16 protein-coding genes are annotated in these 17,255 nt (G+C 35.1%); 15 read left to right on the top strand and 1 reads right to left on the bottom strand.

The window, feature by feature from the left end:
- The 15 genes from pseC to galE all read left to right on the top strand — a co-directional run bounded on the left by pseC (position 1) and on the right by galE (position 15,465).
- Positions 1-1,161, top strand: coding sequence for a UDP-4-amino-4,6-dideoxy-N-acetyl-beta-L-altrosamine transaminase (pseC, locus tag CQZ96_RS14100; protein ID WP_105714186.1), 1,161 nt, complete (start codon positions 1-3; stop codon positions 1,159-1,161).
- Positions 1,162-1,163: 2 nt separating this feature from the next.
- The gene (gene pseF, locus CQZ96_RS14105; protein ID WP_105714187.1) at positions 1,164-1,856 is read left to right on the top strand and encodes a pseudaminic acid cytidylyltransferase; all 693 of its coding nucleotides are present in this window, start codon (positions 1,164-1,166) and stop codon (positions 1,854-1,856) included.
- A gap of 3 nt (positions 1,857-1,859) precedes the next feature.
- The gene (gene pseG / locus CQZ96_RS14110; protein ID WP_105714188.1) at positions 1,860-2,957 is read left to right on the top strand and encodes a UDP-2,4-diacetamido-2,4,6-trideoxy-beta-L-altropyranose hydrolase; all 1,098 of its coding nucleotides are present in this window, start codon (positions 1,860-1,862) and stop codon (positions 2,955-2,957) included.
- Complete coding sequence (pseH, locus tag CQZ96_RS14115) at positions 2,951-3,466, top strand: UDP-4-amino-4,6-dideoxy-N-acetyl-beta-L-altrosamine N-acetyltransferase (RefSeq protein WP_105714189.1); 516 nt, start codon at positions 2,951-2,953, stop codon at positions 3,464-3,466. The genes pseG and pseH overlap by 7 nt, the downstream gene beginning before the upstream one ends.
- A 1-nt stretch (position 3,467) precedes the next feature.
- Positions 3,468-4,520, top strand: a complete 1,053-nt coding sequence (pseI, locus tag CQZ96_RS14120; protein ID WP_105714190.1) for a pseudaminic acid synthase — start codon at positions 3,468-3,470, stop codon at positions 4,518-4,520.
- A gap of 14 nt (positions 4,521-4,534) precedes the next feature.
- Complete coding sequence (locus tag CQZ96_RS14125) at positions 4,535-5,746, top strand: lipopolysaccharide biosynthesis protein (protein WP_228722812.1); 1,212 nt, start codon at positions 4,535-4,537, stop codon at positions 5,744-5,746.
- Between the two features lie 6 nt (positions 5,747-5,752).
- Positions 5,753-7,186, top strand: a complete 1,434-nt coding sequence (locus CQZ96_RS14130; protein ID WP_105714192.1) for a capsular biosynthesis protein — start codon at positions 5,753-5,755, stop codon at positions 7,184-7,186.
- A gap of 142 nt (positions 7,187-7,328) precedes the next feature.
- Complete coding sequence (locus CQZ96_RS14135) at positions 7,329-8,309, top strand: EpsG family protein (RefSeq protein WP_105714193.1); 981 nt, start codon at positions 7,329-7,331, stop codon at positions 8,307-8,309.
- 3 nt (positions 8,310-8,312) lie between these two features.
- Positions 8,313-9,119: a beta-1,6-N-acetylglucosaminyltransferase gene (locus CQZ96_RS14140; protein WP_105714194.1), complete on the top strand. Its 807-nt coding sequence runs from the start codon at positions 8,313-8,315 to the stop codon at positions 9,117-9,119.
- 9 nt (positions 9,120-9,128) lie between these two features.
- Positions 9,129-9,959, top strand: a complete 831-nt coding sequence (locus tag CQZ96_RS14145; protein ID WP_105714195.1) for a glycosyltransferase — start codon at positions 9,129-9,131, stop codon at positions 9,957-9,959.
- 16 nt (positions 9,960-9,975) lie between these two features.
- Positions 9,976-10,596: a sugar transferase gene (locus tag CQZ96_RS14150; protein WP_105714196.1), complete on the top strand. Its 621-nt coding sequence runs from the start codon at positions 9,976-9,978 to the stop codon at positions 10,594-10,596.
- Between the two features lie 24 nt (positions 10,597-10,620).
- On the top strand, positions 10,621-11,496 hold the full coding sequence (galU, locus tag CQZ96_RS14155; protein WP_105714197.1) for a UTP--glucose-1-phosphate uridylyltransferase GalU: 876 nt from the start codon (positions 10,621-10,623) through the stop codon (positions 11,494-11,496).
- Positions 11,497-11,510: 14 nt separating this feature from the next.
- The gene (locus CQZ96_RS14160; RefSeq protein WP_105714198.1) at positions 11,511-12,770 is read left to right on the top strand and encodes a nucleotide sugar dehydrogenase; all 1,260 of its coding nucleotides are present in this window, start codon (positions 11,511-11,513) and stop codon (positions 12,768-12,770) included.
- Positions 12,767-14,428, top strand: a complete 1,662-nt coding sequence (pgi, locus tag CQZ96_RS14165) for a glucose-6-phosphate isomerase (protein ID WP_105714199.1) — start codon at positions 12,767-12,769, stop codon at positions 14,426-14,428. The genes CQZ96_RS14160 and pgi overlap by 4 nt, the downstream gene beginning before the upstream one ends.
- Before the next feature lie 17 nt (positions 14,429-14,445).
- Positions 14,446-15,465 (top strand): UDP-glucose 4-epimerase GalE, encoded by a 1,020-nt coding sequence (gene galE / locus CQZ96_RS14170; RefSeq protein WP_105714200.1) that lies wholly within the window; start codon positions 14,446-14,448, stop codon positions 15,463-15,465.
- A 55-nt stretch (positions 15,466-15,520) separates the two neighbouring features.
- Here galE and CQZ96_RS14175 read toward each other — a convergent pair whose 3' ends face one another.
- Positions 15,521-16,891, bottom strand: a complete 1,371-nt coding sequence (locus CQZ96_RS14175; RefSeq protein ID WP_105714201.1) for a phosphomannomutase CpsG — start codon at positions 16,889-16,891, stop codon at positions 15,521-15,523.
- Positions 16,892-17,255 lie beyond the last annotated feature (364 nt).

Consider the following 17,255-nt stretch of genomic DNA (forward strand, 5'->3'; position numbering starts at 1 on the left):
ATGTTTATCCCTTATGGCAGACAAAATATAAGTCAAGCAGATGTTGATTCAGTAGTTCAAGTTTTGAAATCTGACTTTTTAACTCAAGGTCCTCAAGTTCCATTATTTGAAAATACTGTTGCTAAATTTGTTGGAGCAAAATATGCGTTAGCAATGAATAGCGCAACTTCTGCTTTACATGTGGCTTGTTTGGCTTTGGGATTAAAAAAAGGAGATGTCCTTTGGACATCTCCAATTACTTTTGTTGCTTCTGCAAACTGTGCTTTATACTGTGATGCAGAAGTAGATTTTGTGGATATTGATCCTGATACATATAATCTCTCTGTTGATGCATTAAAAACAAAACTGGAAATTGCGAAACAGCAAAATAAATTACCAAAAATTGTTGTGCCAGTTCATTTATGTGGTCAACCTTGTGATATGGAAAAGATACATGCATTATCTAAAGAGTATGGGTTTCATATCATTGAGGATGCATCACATGCAATTGGTGGTAAGTATAAAGACCAGTATATTGGTTCTAATCAATATTCAGATATTACGATTTTTAGCTTCCATCCAGTTAAAATTATTACAACTGCAGAAGGTGGAATGGCACTGACCAATAACGAAGAGCTTGCCAAAAAAATGGATTTATTTAGGAGCCATGGTGTAACCAGAAATCCTGAATTAATGACTAAACCTTCTGAAGGTCCTTGGTACTATCAACAGGTCGAGCTGGGCTACAATTATCGCATGACTGAATTACAGGCAGCGTTGGGCGTTACACAATTGGCCCGCTTAGTAACTTTTGTTGCTAAGCGACACGAGATTGCTACAAAATATAATGAATTATTAAAAGATTTGCCCCTAATTGTTCCATATCAATTACCAGACACATATTCTGGGCTGCATTTATATGTAATTCGTTTAAAGCAAAAAGAGTTAAGTAAAGACCGCAAAGAAATTTTTGAAGCATTGCGAGGAAAAGGTATCGGCGTAAATGTGCATTATATTCCTGTGCATACTCAGCCTTATTATGAGAAGCTAGGCTTTAAGCAAGGTGATTTCCCTGAAGCAGAAGCTTATTACGAGGCCGCTATTAGTTTACCGATGTTTCCTGATTTGAATGATGAGCAAATCCAGTATATCTATCAAACACTAAAAGATGTTTTGGTATAACAATGCAACTGGCTGTTATTCCTGCACGAGGTGGAAGCAAAAGAATTCCTCGTAAAAACATTAAAGACTTTTATGGTAAGCCGATGATCGCATGGTCTATAGAGGCTGCACTGAAAAGTGAATGTTTTGATGAGGTTTGGGTTTCAACTGATGATGGGGAAATTGCAGATATTGCAAGACAATATGGAGCGAAAATTCCATTCATGCGGCCTGCTTACTTGTCCGATGATTTTACAACAACTGCTGATGTCATGCAGCATGCAACACACGCTTTTGCACAATTGCAGGGACAACGACCAGATTATGTCTGTTGCCTATATGCAACAGCACCATTTGTACAGACTGATGATTTGCAAACTGGGCTTAAGTTGTTGCAAAACCATCCACTAGATTATGCATTTAGTGCAACAACATTTGCGTTTCCGATTCAAAGAGCAATTAAATTAAATCAAGATGGAAATGTTGAGATGTTCCAACCTGAAAACTTTAATAAACGCTCTCAAGACTTGGAAGAGGCATGGCATGATGCTGGCCAGTTTTATTGGGGAACTGCACAGGCATGGTTAGACAAGTCTGTAATTTTCTCTAATAGATCAAGAATTGTTGAATTATCTAGAACACGGGTTCAGGATATTGATACTCCAGATGACTGGCATCGTGCAGAGTTGATGGCACAATTATTATTAGACGTATAAACGATGAAGTTTTGTTTTCGATCTGACGCATCTTTGCAAATTGGTTCAGGGCATGTGGTACGTTGTTTAACGATAGCAGATGCTTTGGCTAGGCATGGACACGAGGTCTATTTTATTTGTCGTGAGCATCACGGTAATTTAATTGAGTTTGTTAGACAACGTGGCTATGCCGTCTATACCTTACCTGAGCCTGTGCTTAATACCAGTTTTGAGTTGCCCGAATACCAACGCTGGTTAGGGGTAACAGAGCAAAAAGATGCTCAAGAAACATTAGCAATTTTAACTGAACAGCCTGTAGATTGGATTATTGTTGATCATTATGCTTTGTCCGCAGTATGGCAACAAGTTATTCGTCAGCAAGCTGAACGTATTGCCGTAATTGATGACTTGGCAAATCGTTTACATGATGCTGATATCATTTTGGATTGTGGCTTAGCACATACATCTTCAGATTATGAGAAATTAAATAATCGTAAATGCCATTATTTAATGGGACCGCGCTATGCTTTATTGCGTCCCGAATTTCGTAGCAAACGATTATGGCTAGAGCAGCATCCAAAAACATATCACCATGATAAGTTAAAAATTTTGGTGAATTTAGGTGGAATAGATAAAGATAACTTAACCGGCAGCGTGTTGGACGTTTTATCACGTAGTCCACAGCAACAGCATTTATCTATTACTGTCGTAATGGGGGTAAATGCACCTTGGAAAGAGTCTATTCTGGAGCAATCAAAGAATTTACCATTCAGCAATCATATTTTGATTAATGCCAATAATATGGCAGATTTAATGCTTGAGCATGATTTAGCAATCGGTGCTGCTGGTAGTACAGCTTGGGAACGAAGCTGTTTAGGCCTGCCCACAATTATGATTTGTATGGCAGATAATCAGAAAATGATAGCAAAATATTTACATGATCTGGGGGTAACGATCTCCCTAGATCAAACAGAAATTGATGCAAAGCTATTACAAATATTACAACAGTTTGATCAAGAACGATTGCAACTCATGCATCAAAAGGCCTTATCTATTACGGATGGTATTGGCACAGATTTATTGTTGCAAATTATTTTTTCTGAGGAATTTAATGCATGTTAGATCTAAAAGATGCACAGCTCAGAGTATTGAGTGATGATGATCTGGAAATGGTACTGCAATGGCGTAACCATGATGATATTCGCAAGTGGATGGTTAATTCGGATGTAATTGCTTTAAGCAACCATCTTGCTTGGTTTGAGAGAAATAAGAATAGAACTGACCGCTTGTTCTATATTTTTGAATATCAGCAGCGACCGCAAGGCTACATCTCTTTTATTGCTATTCCAAATAGTACGGTATATGAATGGGGCTTCTATGTGAAACCTGATGCAGAGAAGGGAATGGGGCATTTATTGGGGAGTGCTGCATTAACCTTTGCATTTGAAGAGCTTGGATTCGATAAGATTTTTGGTCAGGTTTTGGCATTTAATGAAAAATCATTAAGTTTCCATAAAAAAATGGGTTTTGTCCAAGAGGGTTTGTTGAGAAAACATTTCAAAGATCATCGAGGTACATTTGATATATATCAGTTTGGTTTGCTACAAGCAGAATGGTTAGAGGGTAAGTGAAATGAGCAAAAAAATTACAATTAATAATCGTGATATTGGTACAGGCTTTCCACCGTATATTATTGCTGAGCTTTCTGCAAATCATAATGGCAGCTTAGATACGGCACTCAAAATTATTGAAGAAGCCAAACGCTGTGGTGCCGATGCGATTAAATTACAAACTTATAGTGCAGATACCATCACACTGAATAGCCAAACTGAAGAGTTTATGATTCGTGGTGGTTTATGGGATGGCCAATCTTTATATGAACTTTATCAAAAAGCTCAAATGCCATGGGAATGGCATAAGCCACTTTTTGAACATGCACATGCTTTAGATATCACGATTTTTAGTTCTCCATTTGATAAAACAGCAGTAGATTTACTTGAAGAGCTGAATGCCCCTGCATATAAAATTGCTTCTTTTGAAGCGGTGGACTTGCCATTAATTAAATATGTGGCTTCTACAGGGAAGCCAATGATTATTTCTACAGGAATGGCAGACAAAGACGAGATTGGTGAGGCAATTCAAGCTGCTTATGATGGTGGTTGTAAAGAGCTTGTGGTTCTACACTGTGTAAGCGGTTATCCTGCACCTGCAGAAGATTATAATCTATACACCATGGCTGATATGGCAAAATCTTTTAATGTGCCAGTCGGACTTTCTGACCATACACTAGATAATACGACTGCAATTACGTCTGTTGCTTTGGGTGCATGTCTCATCGAAAAGCATTTTACGCTAGATCGTAAAGGGGGCGGGCCAGATGATAGCTTCTCTTTAGAGCCAAAAGAACTACAGCAGTTGTGTCAAGGTGCTAAAACGGCTTGGCAAGCACTGGGCAGTGTAGATTACGGTAGAAAGTCTAGTGAACAAGGAAATGCTCAATTTAGGCGCTCACTTTATTTTGTCAAAGATTTAAAAGCTGGTGATATTATTGATGAAACATGTATCCGTAGTGTGCGTCCAGGTTATGGTTTATCACCTAAATTTTATGATGAGCTTTTAGGTAAAAAAGTAAATCAGGATATAAGTGAAAATACGCCAGTAAAGTTAGAAATTATCAGTAAATGATTTCCAGCTTGAAAATGGCACCATTCATAAACTTGTCTATTAGAGCATTAACGCTTCTGGGCAAGTTTATTTTGCTTTTTTATATGGCAAAATTTCTCAATCCAGAGGAGGTTGGTGTTTATGGTCTATTCGTAGTACTAGTGAGTTACTCATTATATGCTGTAGGATTTGATTTCTATACTTTTTCTACACGAGAGCTTGTACTAAAAGAAAAAAAGGAATGGGGCGGTTTTTTAAAAAGTCAAAGTTTTTTAATATTTTTTTCCTATATTGCTATATTACCGATAATTCTTTTTTTTGCGAGTTACTCTATACCGCCTAAATGGTTATTTTTTCTTGGGTTTTTGATTGCTTTAGAACATTTGAATCAAGAACTCATGCGACTTTTAATCATTGATAAAAAAATGGTATTGGCAAATAATTTGCTTTTTATTAGAGCGGGTCTTTGGTGTTACGTTATCATTGGGTGTATGATTTTTTCACTGGTTGAAAAGCAACTCAATAATATTTTGTATGCTTGGATAGGCTTTGACTTAATAGCTTTGATCGTAGGCTTGTTAGCTTTAAAGAAAGGGCTGGTATTTAATAAGAGTCAAAAAATACAGATAGAATGGTTGAAAAATGGATTAAAAACTTGTATCCCTTTATTGATTTCTACTCTGATTTTAAGGGCTATAACAACTGTAGATAGGCTTTGGTTGGAGCAACTAGAAGGTCTTGAGGTCATAGCTGCATATTCGCTATTTATTGGCTTAACGAATGCAATTATCAGTTTTCTAGAAACTGGAGTTTTCTCTTTTATTTATCCTAAAATGATTCAGGAGAATGATAATAGTGCAAATTTTAGATTGCTCGTCAGAAAAATGCTTCTACAGTCATTAGGACTTTCTTTATGTATATCTTTAGTATTAGTAATTAGTTTTCCTTACTTTTTAAATTGGATTGGTAAGGATTTGTACTATACATATAAAAATATCTTCTATGTTGTACTATTCGCTAACTTTATATATTGCATCAGTATGGTTCCCCATTACGTATTGTATGCAAAACATAAAGATATGAAAATTATCATATCGCATGTTATAGGGTTAGGAGTATTTATATTATCTACCCTAGCTTTTATAGCAGGTGGGGTTCCGGTTGCTGTGGCCTATGGCCTATGTTGTGCTTTTATTTCAATATTGATAATAAAGGCGATTTTCTCATTCGAAAAAGATCAGGTCTGATAAGCGATGAATTTTTTAATACTTATAAACTCTGCTCCAAATTATAAATATTTCTATCATGCATTAGCTAAAGAAATAGAAAGTCGAGGGCACAAGATTTATTTTGCTATTGATTCACATCGTTCTAAATATCTTGAACCTTTGGCTGAGTTGGACAATAGTAAAAATAGTTTCTTTTTTGATAGTTATTTAGAAAATAATTTTAATAAAGATTTAGTAATTAAGGAGTTTGATGACCAAGGTTATTGGGGGGATTATTTTTACTCAGATTATGATCGATTCCTAACACATGACTTTAATTTGAATAAAGATAAAAACTATTGGCTCAATGTAAAAGTTAATTTAGATTTGTTTTTTGAAGAAATTATTAAAGATAAACATATAGACTTTGTTTTATATGAAAATATTTCAAATAGTTTTGCTTATGCTGCCTATTTGCAATGTGAGAAACTTGGTAAGAAGTATATTGGTTTAATGGGGTCACGCCTACCAAATCATTTTGAAATTCAAAATTCAATTATAGATGGTGAAGTGGAAAAGATAGAAGAATTGGCTAAAAAACCAATAACACAAGATGAAATAGATTGGTTTGAAAGCTATAAAAAAAGTATCGTTGATATTCAGCCTGACTATATGATGCAGAATGGCTTAGATAATGTTGCAATTTCTCGTATAGTGAAACTTAGTAAATTTCTAAAAGCATTGCGTCTACTTACTATAGGTTTTAAATATAAGCATTATTACGATTATCAGTTTGGTAATCCATTTATGGTACCTGTTAAGGCAATAAAGGTAAATCTGAGGAGATATATTAATACAAAAAAATCTCAAAAATTTTATATAAATAATGATGAATTAGAAATTTTTTCATCTAAAGAAAGATTTTATGTTTATCCAATACATTTTCATCCAGAGTCTTCGACCTCTGTTTTAGCACCGGAATATACAAATGAATATTCTAATGTTGTGAATATTGCCAATAATCTACCTTTTGGGACATATTTATATGTAAAGGATCATAAAAGTGCAAAAGGTGTACAGGGTGTTGAATTTTATAAAAAAATAAGTGCACTACCTAATGTTCGGCTAGTTAACTTTGATATAAATATTAAAAAATTAATTTTAAAGTCAGTAGGTGTAATTACTGTTAATAGTACAGCGGGTTATGAGGCATTACTTCTTGATAAGCCTGTTTACTTGTTTGGTAGAGTTTTTTATGAAAACTTTAAAAATGTATATAAATTACAAGGTTTTAAATGTCTAAGAAATTGCTTTATTCATAGTTTAGATAACAGATTACGAGAAAATTTAAATGATTTTGTAGCTTATAAGCGATATTGCAGTCAAGGAATGCTAATAATTAAGAATAGTTATGATGCAAATGATGAGGTAGGGGTCTCTAATATTGTAGATGAAATTTTATTTAAAATAAATAGTTAATAGGCGTGAGGGTTCTAATGTGTTTTTTAAATTAAATATTCTCTTGTTGGGTTTATGATCTTAATTTTTTAATCAGTTTAAGAACATAGATTGTAATATTTTGACTTTGAAGATTTATAAATCTTAGAGGTAGGACTAATAAATGACGTTATTTACGTATTGTTTTCTTTGTTTAATAACATTTTGTTTTGTTTTTGTTCAAAAAAAACATTTCCTAAATTATGTTTTTATTCTGTTATGTTTAATAGGCTGGTCAGTTGTTACTAGGTTGAACTCAATTCAACAAGATTTGGTCGTGTATTCTGAGGTCATGACATATAATTGGGATTTTTACAAAAGTTTTTATGTATTGAGAGAACCTGTTTACTGGATTATTAGTAAAATTTTTTATGATTTTTTAAAACAACCAAAACTTGTATTCTTTGTTTGGGATGTTATTGTTTTTGTTTCTCTTGTATATGTATCTTATAAGAAGGGTATAAAGCCATATTTTATATTGGTATTCATGTTGTTTTTTCCTAACGTGATGGGCTTTTTAAATGTTTATAGGCAATATATATCGACAATATTTCTTTTCTTGTCTTTCTTACTCGTTTATGAAAACCATTTGAAGTCAAAATTCCTTTACCTGATTTCCTTTTTAACTCATAATGTTGGAGCTATTTTTTTACCTCTTATATTTGTTAGAAAAAAATTTTTCCAAGGGAAATTTATTTTAGCTGCAGTTTTCTCTTTAGTCTCAATGATATTACTATCGGGGTCGAAATCTGAGGTCGATACTGGTGAAACACCACCATTACTCTTTTTTGCTGTTATTTGTGCTGGGATGCTGATATTTTTGGCATTGAATAAACTAATACTATATAGGAAAAACATAGATTTATATTATGTAAATGTGTATTGCATATTTGTATCTTTATTTTCGATTTTATTTTTATCTGATGCACCAGCCAAAAGAATTTGTATGATCGCTTTAATTTTTTTATTGTATTCAATCTATTGGTTTATTGAGGATAATAAAAAAAATCTTCTTTTTTTTAGGTTTCTTTTGGTTTTTTTTGCATTAATACCAACTTTTATGTTTCCATCGGTTTTTAATATGCTTTTATATATTGGTGATTGATTTATGAAATCTTTTTTGATTTTGGCACATAAAAATATTGAACATGTATATAAGTTAGCATCAAATATGCCGAATGCTAACTTCTATATTCATGTTGATTTAAAGGCTGATATTAATAAAATAAGAAAGGATATTTCTAATATTGAGAATGTTTTTTTTGTAGAAAACCGTGTGGATATTAAATGGGCTGGGTTTAGTATGGTGCAAGCTACCCTTAATTTAATGAAATATGCTATACTACATGATGAAAATAATGAGTATTTTCATTTAATTAGTGGCGATGATGTTATTTTAACTAATACCTTTACTTGGGATGACTCTCAAATTTATATGGAATGTCTGGAATCAAAACCGCATCGTTATCGAATGCGATTTAATGCTCCTCATGCAGATACTCTATATCAAAGAAGTATTTTAGGTAAATTTTTAACTCAATGTTATAAAGTTTTAGATAAAATTTTTCCAACAAATGAAAAAACATATTTTGGTAGCCAGTGGTTTTCCATTCGTCGTGAGCAATTACAAATAATTTTAAATTCAATTTCTATAGATGATATAGATTTTTTTAGAAAGAAGCTTTGCCCAGATGAGCATTTCTTTCAATATCTAGTGATAAAAAATTCATTGTTAACTAGTATTTCTCCTTTAGGGAATAGGAGGTCTATAATTTTTGATGCGAATTATCAACATGGATCTAGTCCAATATTTTTGACGGCTAAACACCTCTTACAGGCTAAAGCAGAGGGTCATTGGTTTGCGAGAAAAGTTGAACAAAAAGTAATGTATGAATTCTATAAGATAGGTAAATAAAAGATCAGTATGAATTTTTCGATTCTATTGTCCTTATACCATAAGGAAAAATCTGAATATCTAGACCTGTGTTTTGACAGTATTTGGTTACAACAAGTACTGAAACCTACAGAAATTGTATTGGTACTCGATGGTCCCATAGGAGGAGAACTTACTGCTTGTGTACAAAAGTGGCAGTCAAAAATAGATGATGTTTTAAAAATTATTGCACTTCCTCAAAATGTTGGGCTGGGAAAAGCATTAAACGAAGGTTTAAAACATTGTTCCAATGAATGGGTTTTCCGGATGGATACAGATGATATTTGCACTCCTGATCGGTTTGAGAGTCAGATTGACTTTATAAAAAAGCACCCAGATGTGGTCTTATTTGGTGGGCAAGTCTTAGAATTTGAAAATGAACCAAATGATTCTCAAGTTTTAAAAGCTGTACCAACAACAAATGAAGAAATTCGACAGTTTGCACAAAAACGTTGTCCGTTTAATCATATGACTGTGGCATATAAGAAATCTATAATAAATGAGCTAGGTGGATATCAACATCATTTATTTATGGAGGATTATAATCTTTGGTTACGTGTTATTGGTGCTGGTTACTTAGTAGCAAACTTGCCAGATATAGTGCTCTATGCACGTGTAGGTAATGGTATGCATTCACGCCGTAAGGGTTTAGAATATATAAAAAGTGAAAAACAGTTACTAGATTTAAAAAAAGAACTTAAGTTACAAAATCCAATTCATGGTAACATCTTATTTCTAATAAGATCAGCACTTAGGTTGGTACCTAGTTCACTGTTAGGAAAATTTTATAATACTTTTCTGCGGAAAAAAGTTACAAAATAGAGTGGTAAATTAAGTAATGAAACGATTGGTAGATATAGTTATATCATTGACGGCATTAATAATTTTGTCGCCTATTTTTTTGTTAGTCGCTTACAAAGTACGTAAAAACCTAGGATCTCCTATTTTTTTCTATCAAGAGCGTCCTGGCAAAAATGGTAAGCTTTTTAAAATGATGAAGTTCCGTTCCATGAAAGACGCCAATGATGCGAATGGTAATCCCTTACCCGATGAGCAACGGATCACGCCTTTTGGGCAGAAATTACGTTCAACGAGTTTGGATGAAATGCCTCAACTGATTAATGTTTTAAAAGGTGATATGAGTGTGGTTGGTCCACGACCAATGCTAAAAGAATTTGTTGAACTTTATTCACCTGAACAAGCACGTCGTTTAGAAGTCCGTCCAGGTATGACAGGGCTAGCTCAAGTTAGTGGTCGTAATGAACTTGATTATGAAGAACGTTTTAAATGTGATGTTTGGTATGTCGATCATCATAATGTGTTTGTGGACTTTAAAATTATGTTTAAAACGGTTTCTGTGATGACAAATCGGGAAGGTATTAATGCCCCTGGTCATGTAGGTCCTTCCCTATTTAAGGGCAATGATACACAAACTAAAAATGATGAAGTAAAATCTTAAAATATTGAGTTAAAGTTGTAAATCATGATTAAAAAAGCCATTCTTCCTGTTGCTGGGTTAGGTACTCGTTTTCTACCTGCAAGTAAATCAATTCCTAAAGAAATGGTCACAGTGGTTGACCGTCCTGCAATTGAGTATGTTGTTAAAGAAGCTGTAGCTGCTGGAATTGAACAAATCATTTTAGTGACACATTCTTCCAAAGCATCCATAGAAAATTATTTTGATCGTAATTTTGAACTGGAAACAACCTTAGAAAATAAGAAAAAAATTGATCTACTTAAAGAAATTACTGAAATTTTACCTAAACATGTCAGTGTGGTGAGTGTACGCCAGCCTCAACCATTGGGTTTAGGCCATGCTGTTTTATGTGCGAAATCAGTAATTGGAAATGATGACTTTGCTGTGTTATTGCCAGATGTTTTGGTCAAAGAAGATAGTACAGAAAATGATTTAGCGCGAATGATTCATCGTTTTAATACGTCTAAAGCATCGCAAATTATGGTAGAGGCGGTTCCTGATCATCTTGTTGATCAATATGGTATTGTGGATGTTGCGTCTTCACCTGTTGAGGGTGAAAGTATCGTGATGAAAGGGATTGTCGAAAAGCCTGCAGTTGGTAGTGCACCTTCAAATTTATCAGTGGTGGGTCGTTATGTACTGCCTGCTAAGATTATGCAGTTATTAGAACAGACACCTAAAGGTGCGGGTAATGAAATCCAATTGACGGATGCGATCGCAGCTTTACAAAAATTGGAAAATGTCGAAGCGTATCGTATGAAAGGTCAAACTTTCGACTGTGGTAGTAAAATTGGTTATTTAAAAGCAGTATTACACTATGCTGTGGAGCATCCTAAGTTGGGTGAAGAATTTAAACAGCTTATCAAAGAATTGAATTTATAATAATTGGATCTGATATGAATATTTGTGTATTTGGCACAACACTCCAAGCTGGCGTACTCGCTGGCTTGTTTGCTGAATATGGGCACCACGTGTATTGGTGTCCCCAAGTAGGCGTTGATCATCAATCTTCAGTACACTACCAAGATGAAGATTTAAATCAACTCATTCAAAAACAGATTAAGAACAATTCAATTCAATTGGTCGGGTTAAAACAACTTCAATTACAAAGTGAAGTTTTTTTATTTAGTTTTAATCCTTCTGAATTTGATCAAGCCAAACACTTGGCTGAAGAATTAAAACGTTTTCCTATTATTCATCCAAGACTGATGGTCAATGGTTCTACATTCGGTTTACAAGGTACTGAAGAACTAAAACAAATTTTAGTGGCTGATCATTGGGCTTATTTGCCAGACACCATTCAAGAAGGTAATGCGATTCAAAGTTTTATCGACCTAAAGCAGGTGATTGTAGGGGTAGATCAATCTGCGACACAGCAGCTCATCAAAGAATTATTAAGACCTTTTTTTCAGTTAAAACATCAATATTTGTTTATGCCATTTTTAGATGCAGAATTTACCAAGCTGAGTATTTCAGGCATGTTGGCAACACGCATCAGCTATATGAATGATATGGCGCAAGTCGCTGAAAAATTAAATATTGATATTCATAATGTTAAACAGGGATTAGCATCTGATAGTCGAATTGGCGCATCATATTTATCTGCAGGTGCCGGTTTTGGTGGAGAAAATTTCTCTCATGATATTTTAACCTTAACCGGTACAGTGGCAGGATCAGGGATCAAAAGCCAATTGCTGGATCAGGTTTGGAATATCAATGAACAACAAAAAGAAATTTTATTTAGAAAACTCTGGAATTACTATCAAGGGCAGTTAACAGGTAAAGTTGTGGCGATTTGGGGGGCTTCTTTTAAAGAAAATACCTCGAGTATTGAGAACTCACCGATTCATGCCATGCTTGCAGCACTTTGGGCGCAAGGTGCAATTGTACAGTTGCATGATCCTCAGGCCTTAGAGCGGGTAGCCAATTTCTATGGCGAACGCGCTGATTTGATTTTATGTCATGATCAATACCAAGCAGTAGAAAATGCACATGCATTGTGTTTATTGACGGCTTGGAAGCAATATTGGAGTCCTGATTATTCACAACTTTTACAGAAAATGGCCCATCCTTTGATTCTCGATGGTCGTAATATGTTAGATCCAGATTTCGTCAAAGCACAAGGTTTTGCTTATCAGGGTGTAGGGCGAGTATGACAAATTCTATATTAGACAATGACCAAAGAGAGCAGCATTTAGCACGATTGCAAAATCTTGCTACAGAACAACAGCAATTGCGTTTAACTGATTTATTTGAACAAGATCTACAGCGTTTTGACAAGTTCTCAGTACATTTCAATCAACTGAGTTTTGATTATAGTAAACATCGCATTGACCAAAATGCATGTGATGCCTTGTTTAAATTTGCAGATTCAAAACAATTAACACAATGGATCAAACGTTTATTTACCGAAGAATCGATCAATTATACGGAAGACCGAGCAGCAATGCATTGGGCACTGCGCTTACCGAAACATGATCAAGATTACCCTGAACTGGCTGAATTGGTACATCAACAATTAGATCGAATGTATCAGCTTGTCGATAAAGTCCATGCAGGGCAATGTCGTGGTTCTACAGGTGAAGTGATTCAAGATGTGGTCAATATCGGTGTGGGTGGTTCTGACTTGGGACCATTGATGGTGAGTCATGCATTATCAGACTATAAAGTCAGTACTGCTAAACCATTAAAAGTACATTTCGTTTCAACTATGGATGGTAGTCAGCTTTCTGATTTACTACATCAATTACGCCCTGAAACCACCTTATTTATTATTTCGTCCAAGTCTTTTGGAACCATTGATACTTTATCTAATGCTCAAACAGTTCGTCAGTGGTTAGAAAAAGATTTGGGTACGCAAAACAGTGTGATCCAACATCATTTTATTGGGGTTTCAACCAAGCCTGAGAAAATGACAGAATGGGGAATCGCACCAGAAAACCAGTTCTTACTTTGGGATTGGGTCGGTGGTCGTTACTCGTTGTGGTCATGTATTGGTTTACCGATTGCATTGCAGATCGGTGTTGATGGGTTTAAGCAATTGCTTGCAGGCGCTTATGCGATTGATCAGCATTTCCAAAAAGCTTCATTTGCACAAAATATTCCTGTATTGATGGGTTTACTTGGAGTCTGGAATAATAATTTTTTAAATATTCAGACCCATGCAGTATTGCCTTATGATGGTCGTCTAAAATATTTTGCTTCTTATTTACAGCAACTTGAGATGGAATCGAATGGAAAGTCGATTCAAAGAAATAATGAAAAAGTAGAGTTAAACACCTGCCCAATTGTTTGGGGTGAAGTGGGGCCAAATGCGCAACATGCTTTTTATCAGCTCTTGCATCAAGGAACACATGCGGTCAGTTGTGATTTTATTGCGCCGGTACAGCGTTATAATTCGAATCAATTTACCTATGCTGAAAGTGCAGAATCCTTAATTGAGCAACATCATTTGGCTTTATCCAATTGCTTGGCGCAGTCGCGATTATTGGCTTTTGGTAATACAGCATTAAATGCCAATGAATTATCAGACTTACCTGTATATAAACAATATGAAGGCAATCAACCAAGCTCAACGCTATTGTTACAAGAACTAAGCCCTTATAGTTTAGGGATGCTGATTGCATTGTATGAACATAAGGTGTTTGTACAATCGGTTATTTGGAATATTAATCCATTTGATCAATGGGGGGTAGAAAAAGGCAAAGAAATTGCCAATCAATTACTCCCTATCCTCAATGGTAAAGAAAAAGACGTGTCTCAACTGGATGCTTCAACACAAGGTTTAATCAAGATCTTGCTGGGCAAAGAATAGATATACTGGAAAAATTTATGGCAAATATTTTAGTAACAGGTGGTGCAGGTTATATTGGATCACATACCTGTGTGGAGCTACTTGAGGCTGGGCATGAGGTTGTTGTTCTAGATAATCTATCAAATAGCTCAGAAGAATCATTAAAGCGTGTTCAAGAGCTGACTGGGAAAACACTGAAATTTGTTCAAGGTGATATTCGTTATCAAAATGATTTAGACCAAGTTTTTTCAAACCATAAAATCGATGCTGTGATTCATTTTGCTGGTTTAAAAGCAGTGGGTGAAAGTCAACAAATTCCACTAACTTACTTTGATCATAATATTGCGGGATCTGTACAGTTGGCACAAGCGATGCAAAGAGCGGGTGTCTTTAATTTAGTTTTTAGCTCATCTGCAACTGTATATGATGAAGCGAATATTTCACCTTTAGATGAAAATATGCCAACAGGTATGCCTTCAAATAACTATGGTTATACCAAGTTAATCGTTGAGCAATTGTTGGAAAAACTATCAATTGCGGATGAGCGCTGGTCAATTGCTTTATTACGTTATTTTAATCCTGTTGGTGCGCATAAGAGTGGCCGTATTGGTGAAGACCCACAAGGTATTCCAAATAATTTAATGCCTTATGTCACTCAAGTTGCTGTTGGGCGTCGTGATAAACTTTCGATTTATGGTGATGATTACGACACTGTAGATGGTACAGGGGTACGTGACTATATCCATGTGGTTGACTTAGCCAATGCGCATTTATGTGCTTTAAACAACCGCTTATCTGCTCAAGGTTGCCGTGCTTGGAACATTGGTACAGGAAATGGTTCATCTGTCCTTGAAGTGAAGAACACTTTCGAACAGGTAAATGGTGTTTCTGTTGCATATGAAATTGCACCGCGTCGTTCGGGAGATGTCGCAACTTCATTTGCAAATAATGTACGTGCAATGAAAGAATTAGGTTGGACGCCAAAATATACTTTAGAAGATATGTTGACAGACAGTTGGAATTGGCAAAAACAAAATCCAACAGGCTATCAAGTATAAATTTAACAGTAAAAAATAGGCGCATTAAGCGCCTATTTTTTATCGCCATTTAAAACTAACCCTGAATCAACTGAGTTAACTCATCTACATAGTCTTGCATTGGTTTTGGATTTTTATCTGCACGGCTTTCAATATTTAAGCGTAATAATGGCTCAGTATTGGATGCACGAACATTTAAACGCCATGCACCAAAATCAAGGCTAACACCATCTGTTTGATCAATTGCAGGGTTTAAATCAGCAAAATGATCAAAGATTTTTTGAATGGTTTTTTGTGTATCTTCAACTTTAAAGTTGATTTCACCACTGCACGGGAAACGTTCAATCATCCCTTCGACCAGACTGGATAACGATTGTTGGGTTTCTGATACCACTAAAATCGCCAATAACCAAGGGATCATCCCACTGTCACAGTAAGCAAAATCACGGAAATAGTGATGTGCACTCATCTCTCCGCCATAAGCTGCATTGTGTTCGCGCATCACATCTTTAATAAAAGCATGTCCAGATTTAGATTGAACGGCAATACCATTATATTGCTCAATGATATCCAGTGTGTTCCAGACTAAGCGAGGATCATGTACGATTTTTTCACCGGCTTGTTTTAACAAGAAGGCTTGAGCTAATAATCCGACTATATAATAACCTTCAATAAATTGCCCTTTTTCGTCAAATAAGAAACAACGGTCAAAGTCACCATCCCACGCAATTCCCATATCCGCATGGTGTATTAAAACTGCATTGCGGGTGCTATCTCGATTTTCCACCAAGATTGGATTAGGAATACCATTTGGGAAAGTACCATCTGGATGATTATGGATTTTAATAAACTCTACTGGGATATTGAGCGCTTTGAATTTTTCTTCGATTGCATCAACAACATGACCTGCTGCGCCATTGCCCGCATTCATCACCAGTTTAAGCGGGCGGATTTTGCTCGGGTCAATATAGGTGAGTAGGTGTTCAATAAACTCAGGGAGGATATTATATTTTTGAGTTGTACCCTTTTTCTCAACTTCAATGAACTGTTCAGATTCAGCCAACGATTGGATATCTTTTAGTCCTGTATCTGCACTGATTGGTCGAGCATTTTCACGAACCAATTTCATACCATTGTAATCCATCGGATTATGGCTTGCTGTGATTTCAATACCACCCTGAACATCGAGATGAAAAGCAGCAAAGTAAACTTCTTCTGTCCCCGTCATGCCAAGATCAAGAACATCTACCCCAGCATCATTTAAACCACGAATCGTTGCTTGTTTTAACGCTTCGCTGGTTAAACGGACATCACAACCAATGACAACAGTTTTGGGTTGATAGATTTGACCATAAGCACGGCCTACTTTATAAGCGATTTCTTCATTTAGCTCTGTGCCAAGTTTGCCTCGAATATCATAGGCTTTGAAACAAGTCAGTTTATTCATGTTCATCTTTATATTGTTTAAGGTTGGCTGGTAGTGAAACATCATTTTAACCTTAAAGTGTATAAGAAATTATATTGGAAGATGTAAATTTAGTTTGAAATGCAAAATTGAATACGTTTCTATTACATCAAGCTTATTTTTAATAACGTGTTTGCTCATCAATGATAATTTGCACATTGTGGATTTACAGCTTTTGAGATGATCTATGTGGAATTTTATAATTCATGTGATAATAGTCACATTTTTTCACTGTTAGTATTTGAATTTAAAATATTTTATTAAAGAAATTTAACTTTAAAAAGTAAAAATAAGCATTTGATTAGATTTTATAATGTGTAGAATAGAAATGAGGTAGGGAAATAAT

This window comes from Acinetobacter sp. MYb10 (assembly GCF_002980175.2).
GTDB classification, from domain to species: Bacteria; Pseudomonadota; Gammaproteobacteria; order Pseudomonadales; family Moraxellaceae; genus Acinetobacter; species Acinetobacter guillouiae.

Excerpts from the sequence above, each read along its gene's own strand:
- pseC (WP_105714186.1), top strand. The coding sequence starts at position 1 with ATGTTTATCCCTTATGGCAGACAAAATATAAGTCAAGCAGATGTTGAT.
- pseF (WP_105714187.1), top strand. The coding sequence starts at position 1,164 with ATGCAACTGGCTGTTATTCCTGCACGAGGTGGAAGCAAAAGAATTCCT.
- pseG (WP_105714188.1), top strand. The coding sequence starts at position 1,860 with ATGAAGTTTTGTTTTCGATCTGACGCATCTTTGCAAATTGGTTCAGGG.
- pseH (WP_105714189.1), top strand. The coding sequence starts at position 2,951 with ATGTTAGATCTAAAAGATGCACAGCTCAGAGTATTGAGTGATGATGAT.
- pseI (WP_105714190.1), top strand. The coding sequence starts at position 3,468 with ATGAGCAAAAAAATTACAATTAATAATCGTGATATTGGTACAGGCTTT.
- CQZ96_RS14125 (WP_228722812.1), top strand. The coding sequence starts at position 4,535 with ATGGCACCATTCATAAACTTGTCTATTAGAGCATTAACGCTTCTGGGC.
- CQZ96_RS14130 (WP_105714192.1), top strand. The coding sequence starts at position 5,753 with ATGAATTTTTTAATACTTATAAACTCTGCTCCAAATTATAAATATTTC.
- CQZ96_RS14135 (WP_105714193.1), top strand. The coding sequence starts at position 7,329 with ATGACGTTATTTACGTATTGTTTTCTTTGTTTAATAACATTTTGTTTT.
- CQZ96_RS14140 (WP_105714194.1), top strand. The coding sequence starts at position 8,313 with ATGAAATCTTTTTTGATTTTGGCACATAAAAATATTGAACATGTATAT.
- CQZ96_RS14145 (WP_105714195.1), top strand. The coding sequence starts at position 9,129 with ATGAATTTTTCGATTCTATTGTCCTTATACCATAAGGAAAAATCTGAA.
- CQZ96_RS14150 (WP_105714196.1), top strand. The coding sequence starts at position 9,976 with ATGAAACGATTGGTAGATATAGTTATATCATTGACGGCATTAATAATT.
- galU (WP_105714197.1), top strand. The coding sequence starts at position 10,621 with ATGATTAAAAAAGCCATTCTTCCTGTTGCTGGGTTAGGTACTCGTTTT.
- CQZ96_RS14160 (WP_105714198.1), top strand. The coding sequence starts at position 11,511 with ATGAATATTTGTGTATTTGGCACAACACTCCAAGCTGGCGTACTCGCT.
- pgi (WP_105714199.1), top strand. The coding sequence starts at position 12,767 with ATGACAAATTCTATATTAGACAATGACCAAAGAGAGCAGCATTTAGCA.
- galE (WP_105714200.1), top strand. The coding sequence starts at position 14,446 with ATGGCAAATATTTTAGTAACAGGTGGTGCAGGTTATATTGGATCACAT.
- CQZ96_RS14175 (WP_105714201.1), bottom strand. The coding sequence starts at position 16,891 with ATGAATAAACTGACTTGTTTCAAAGCCTATGATATTCGAGGCAAACTT.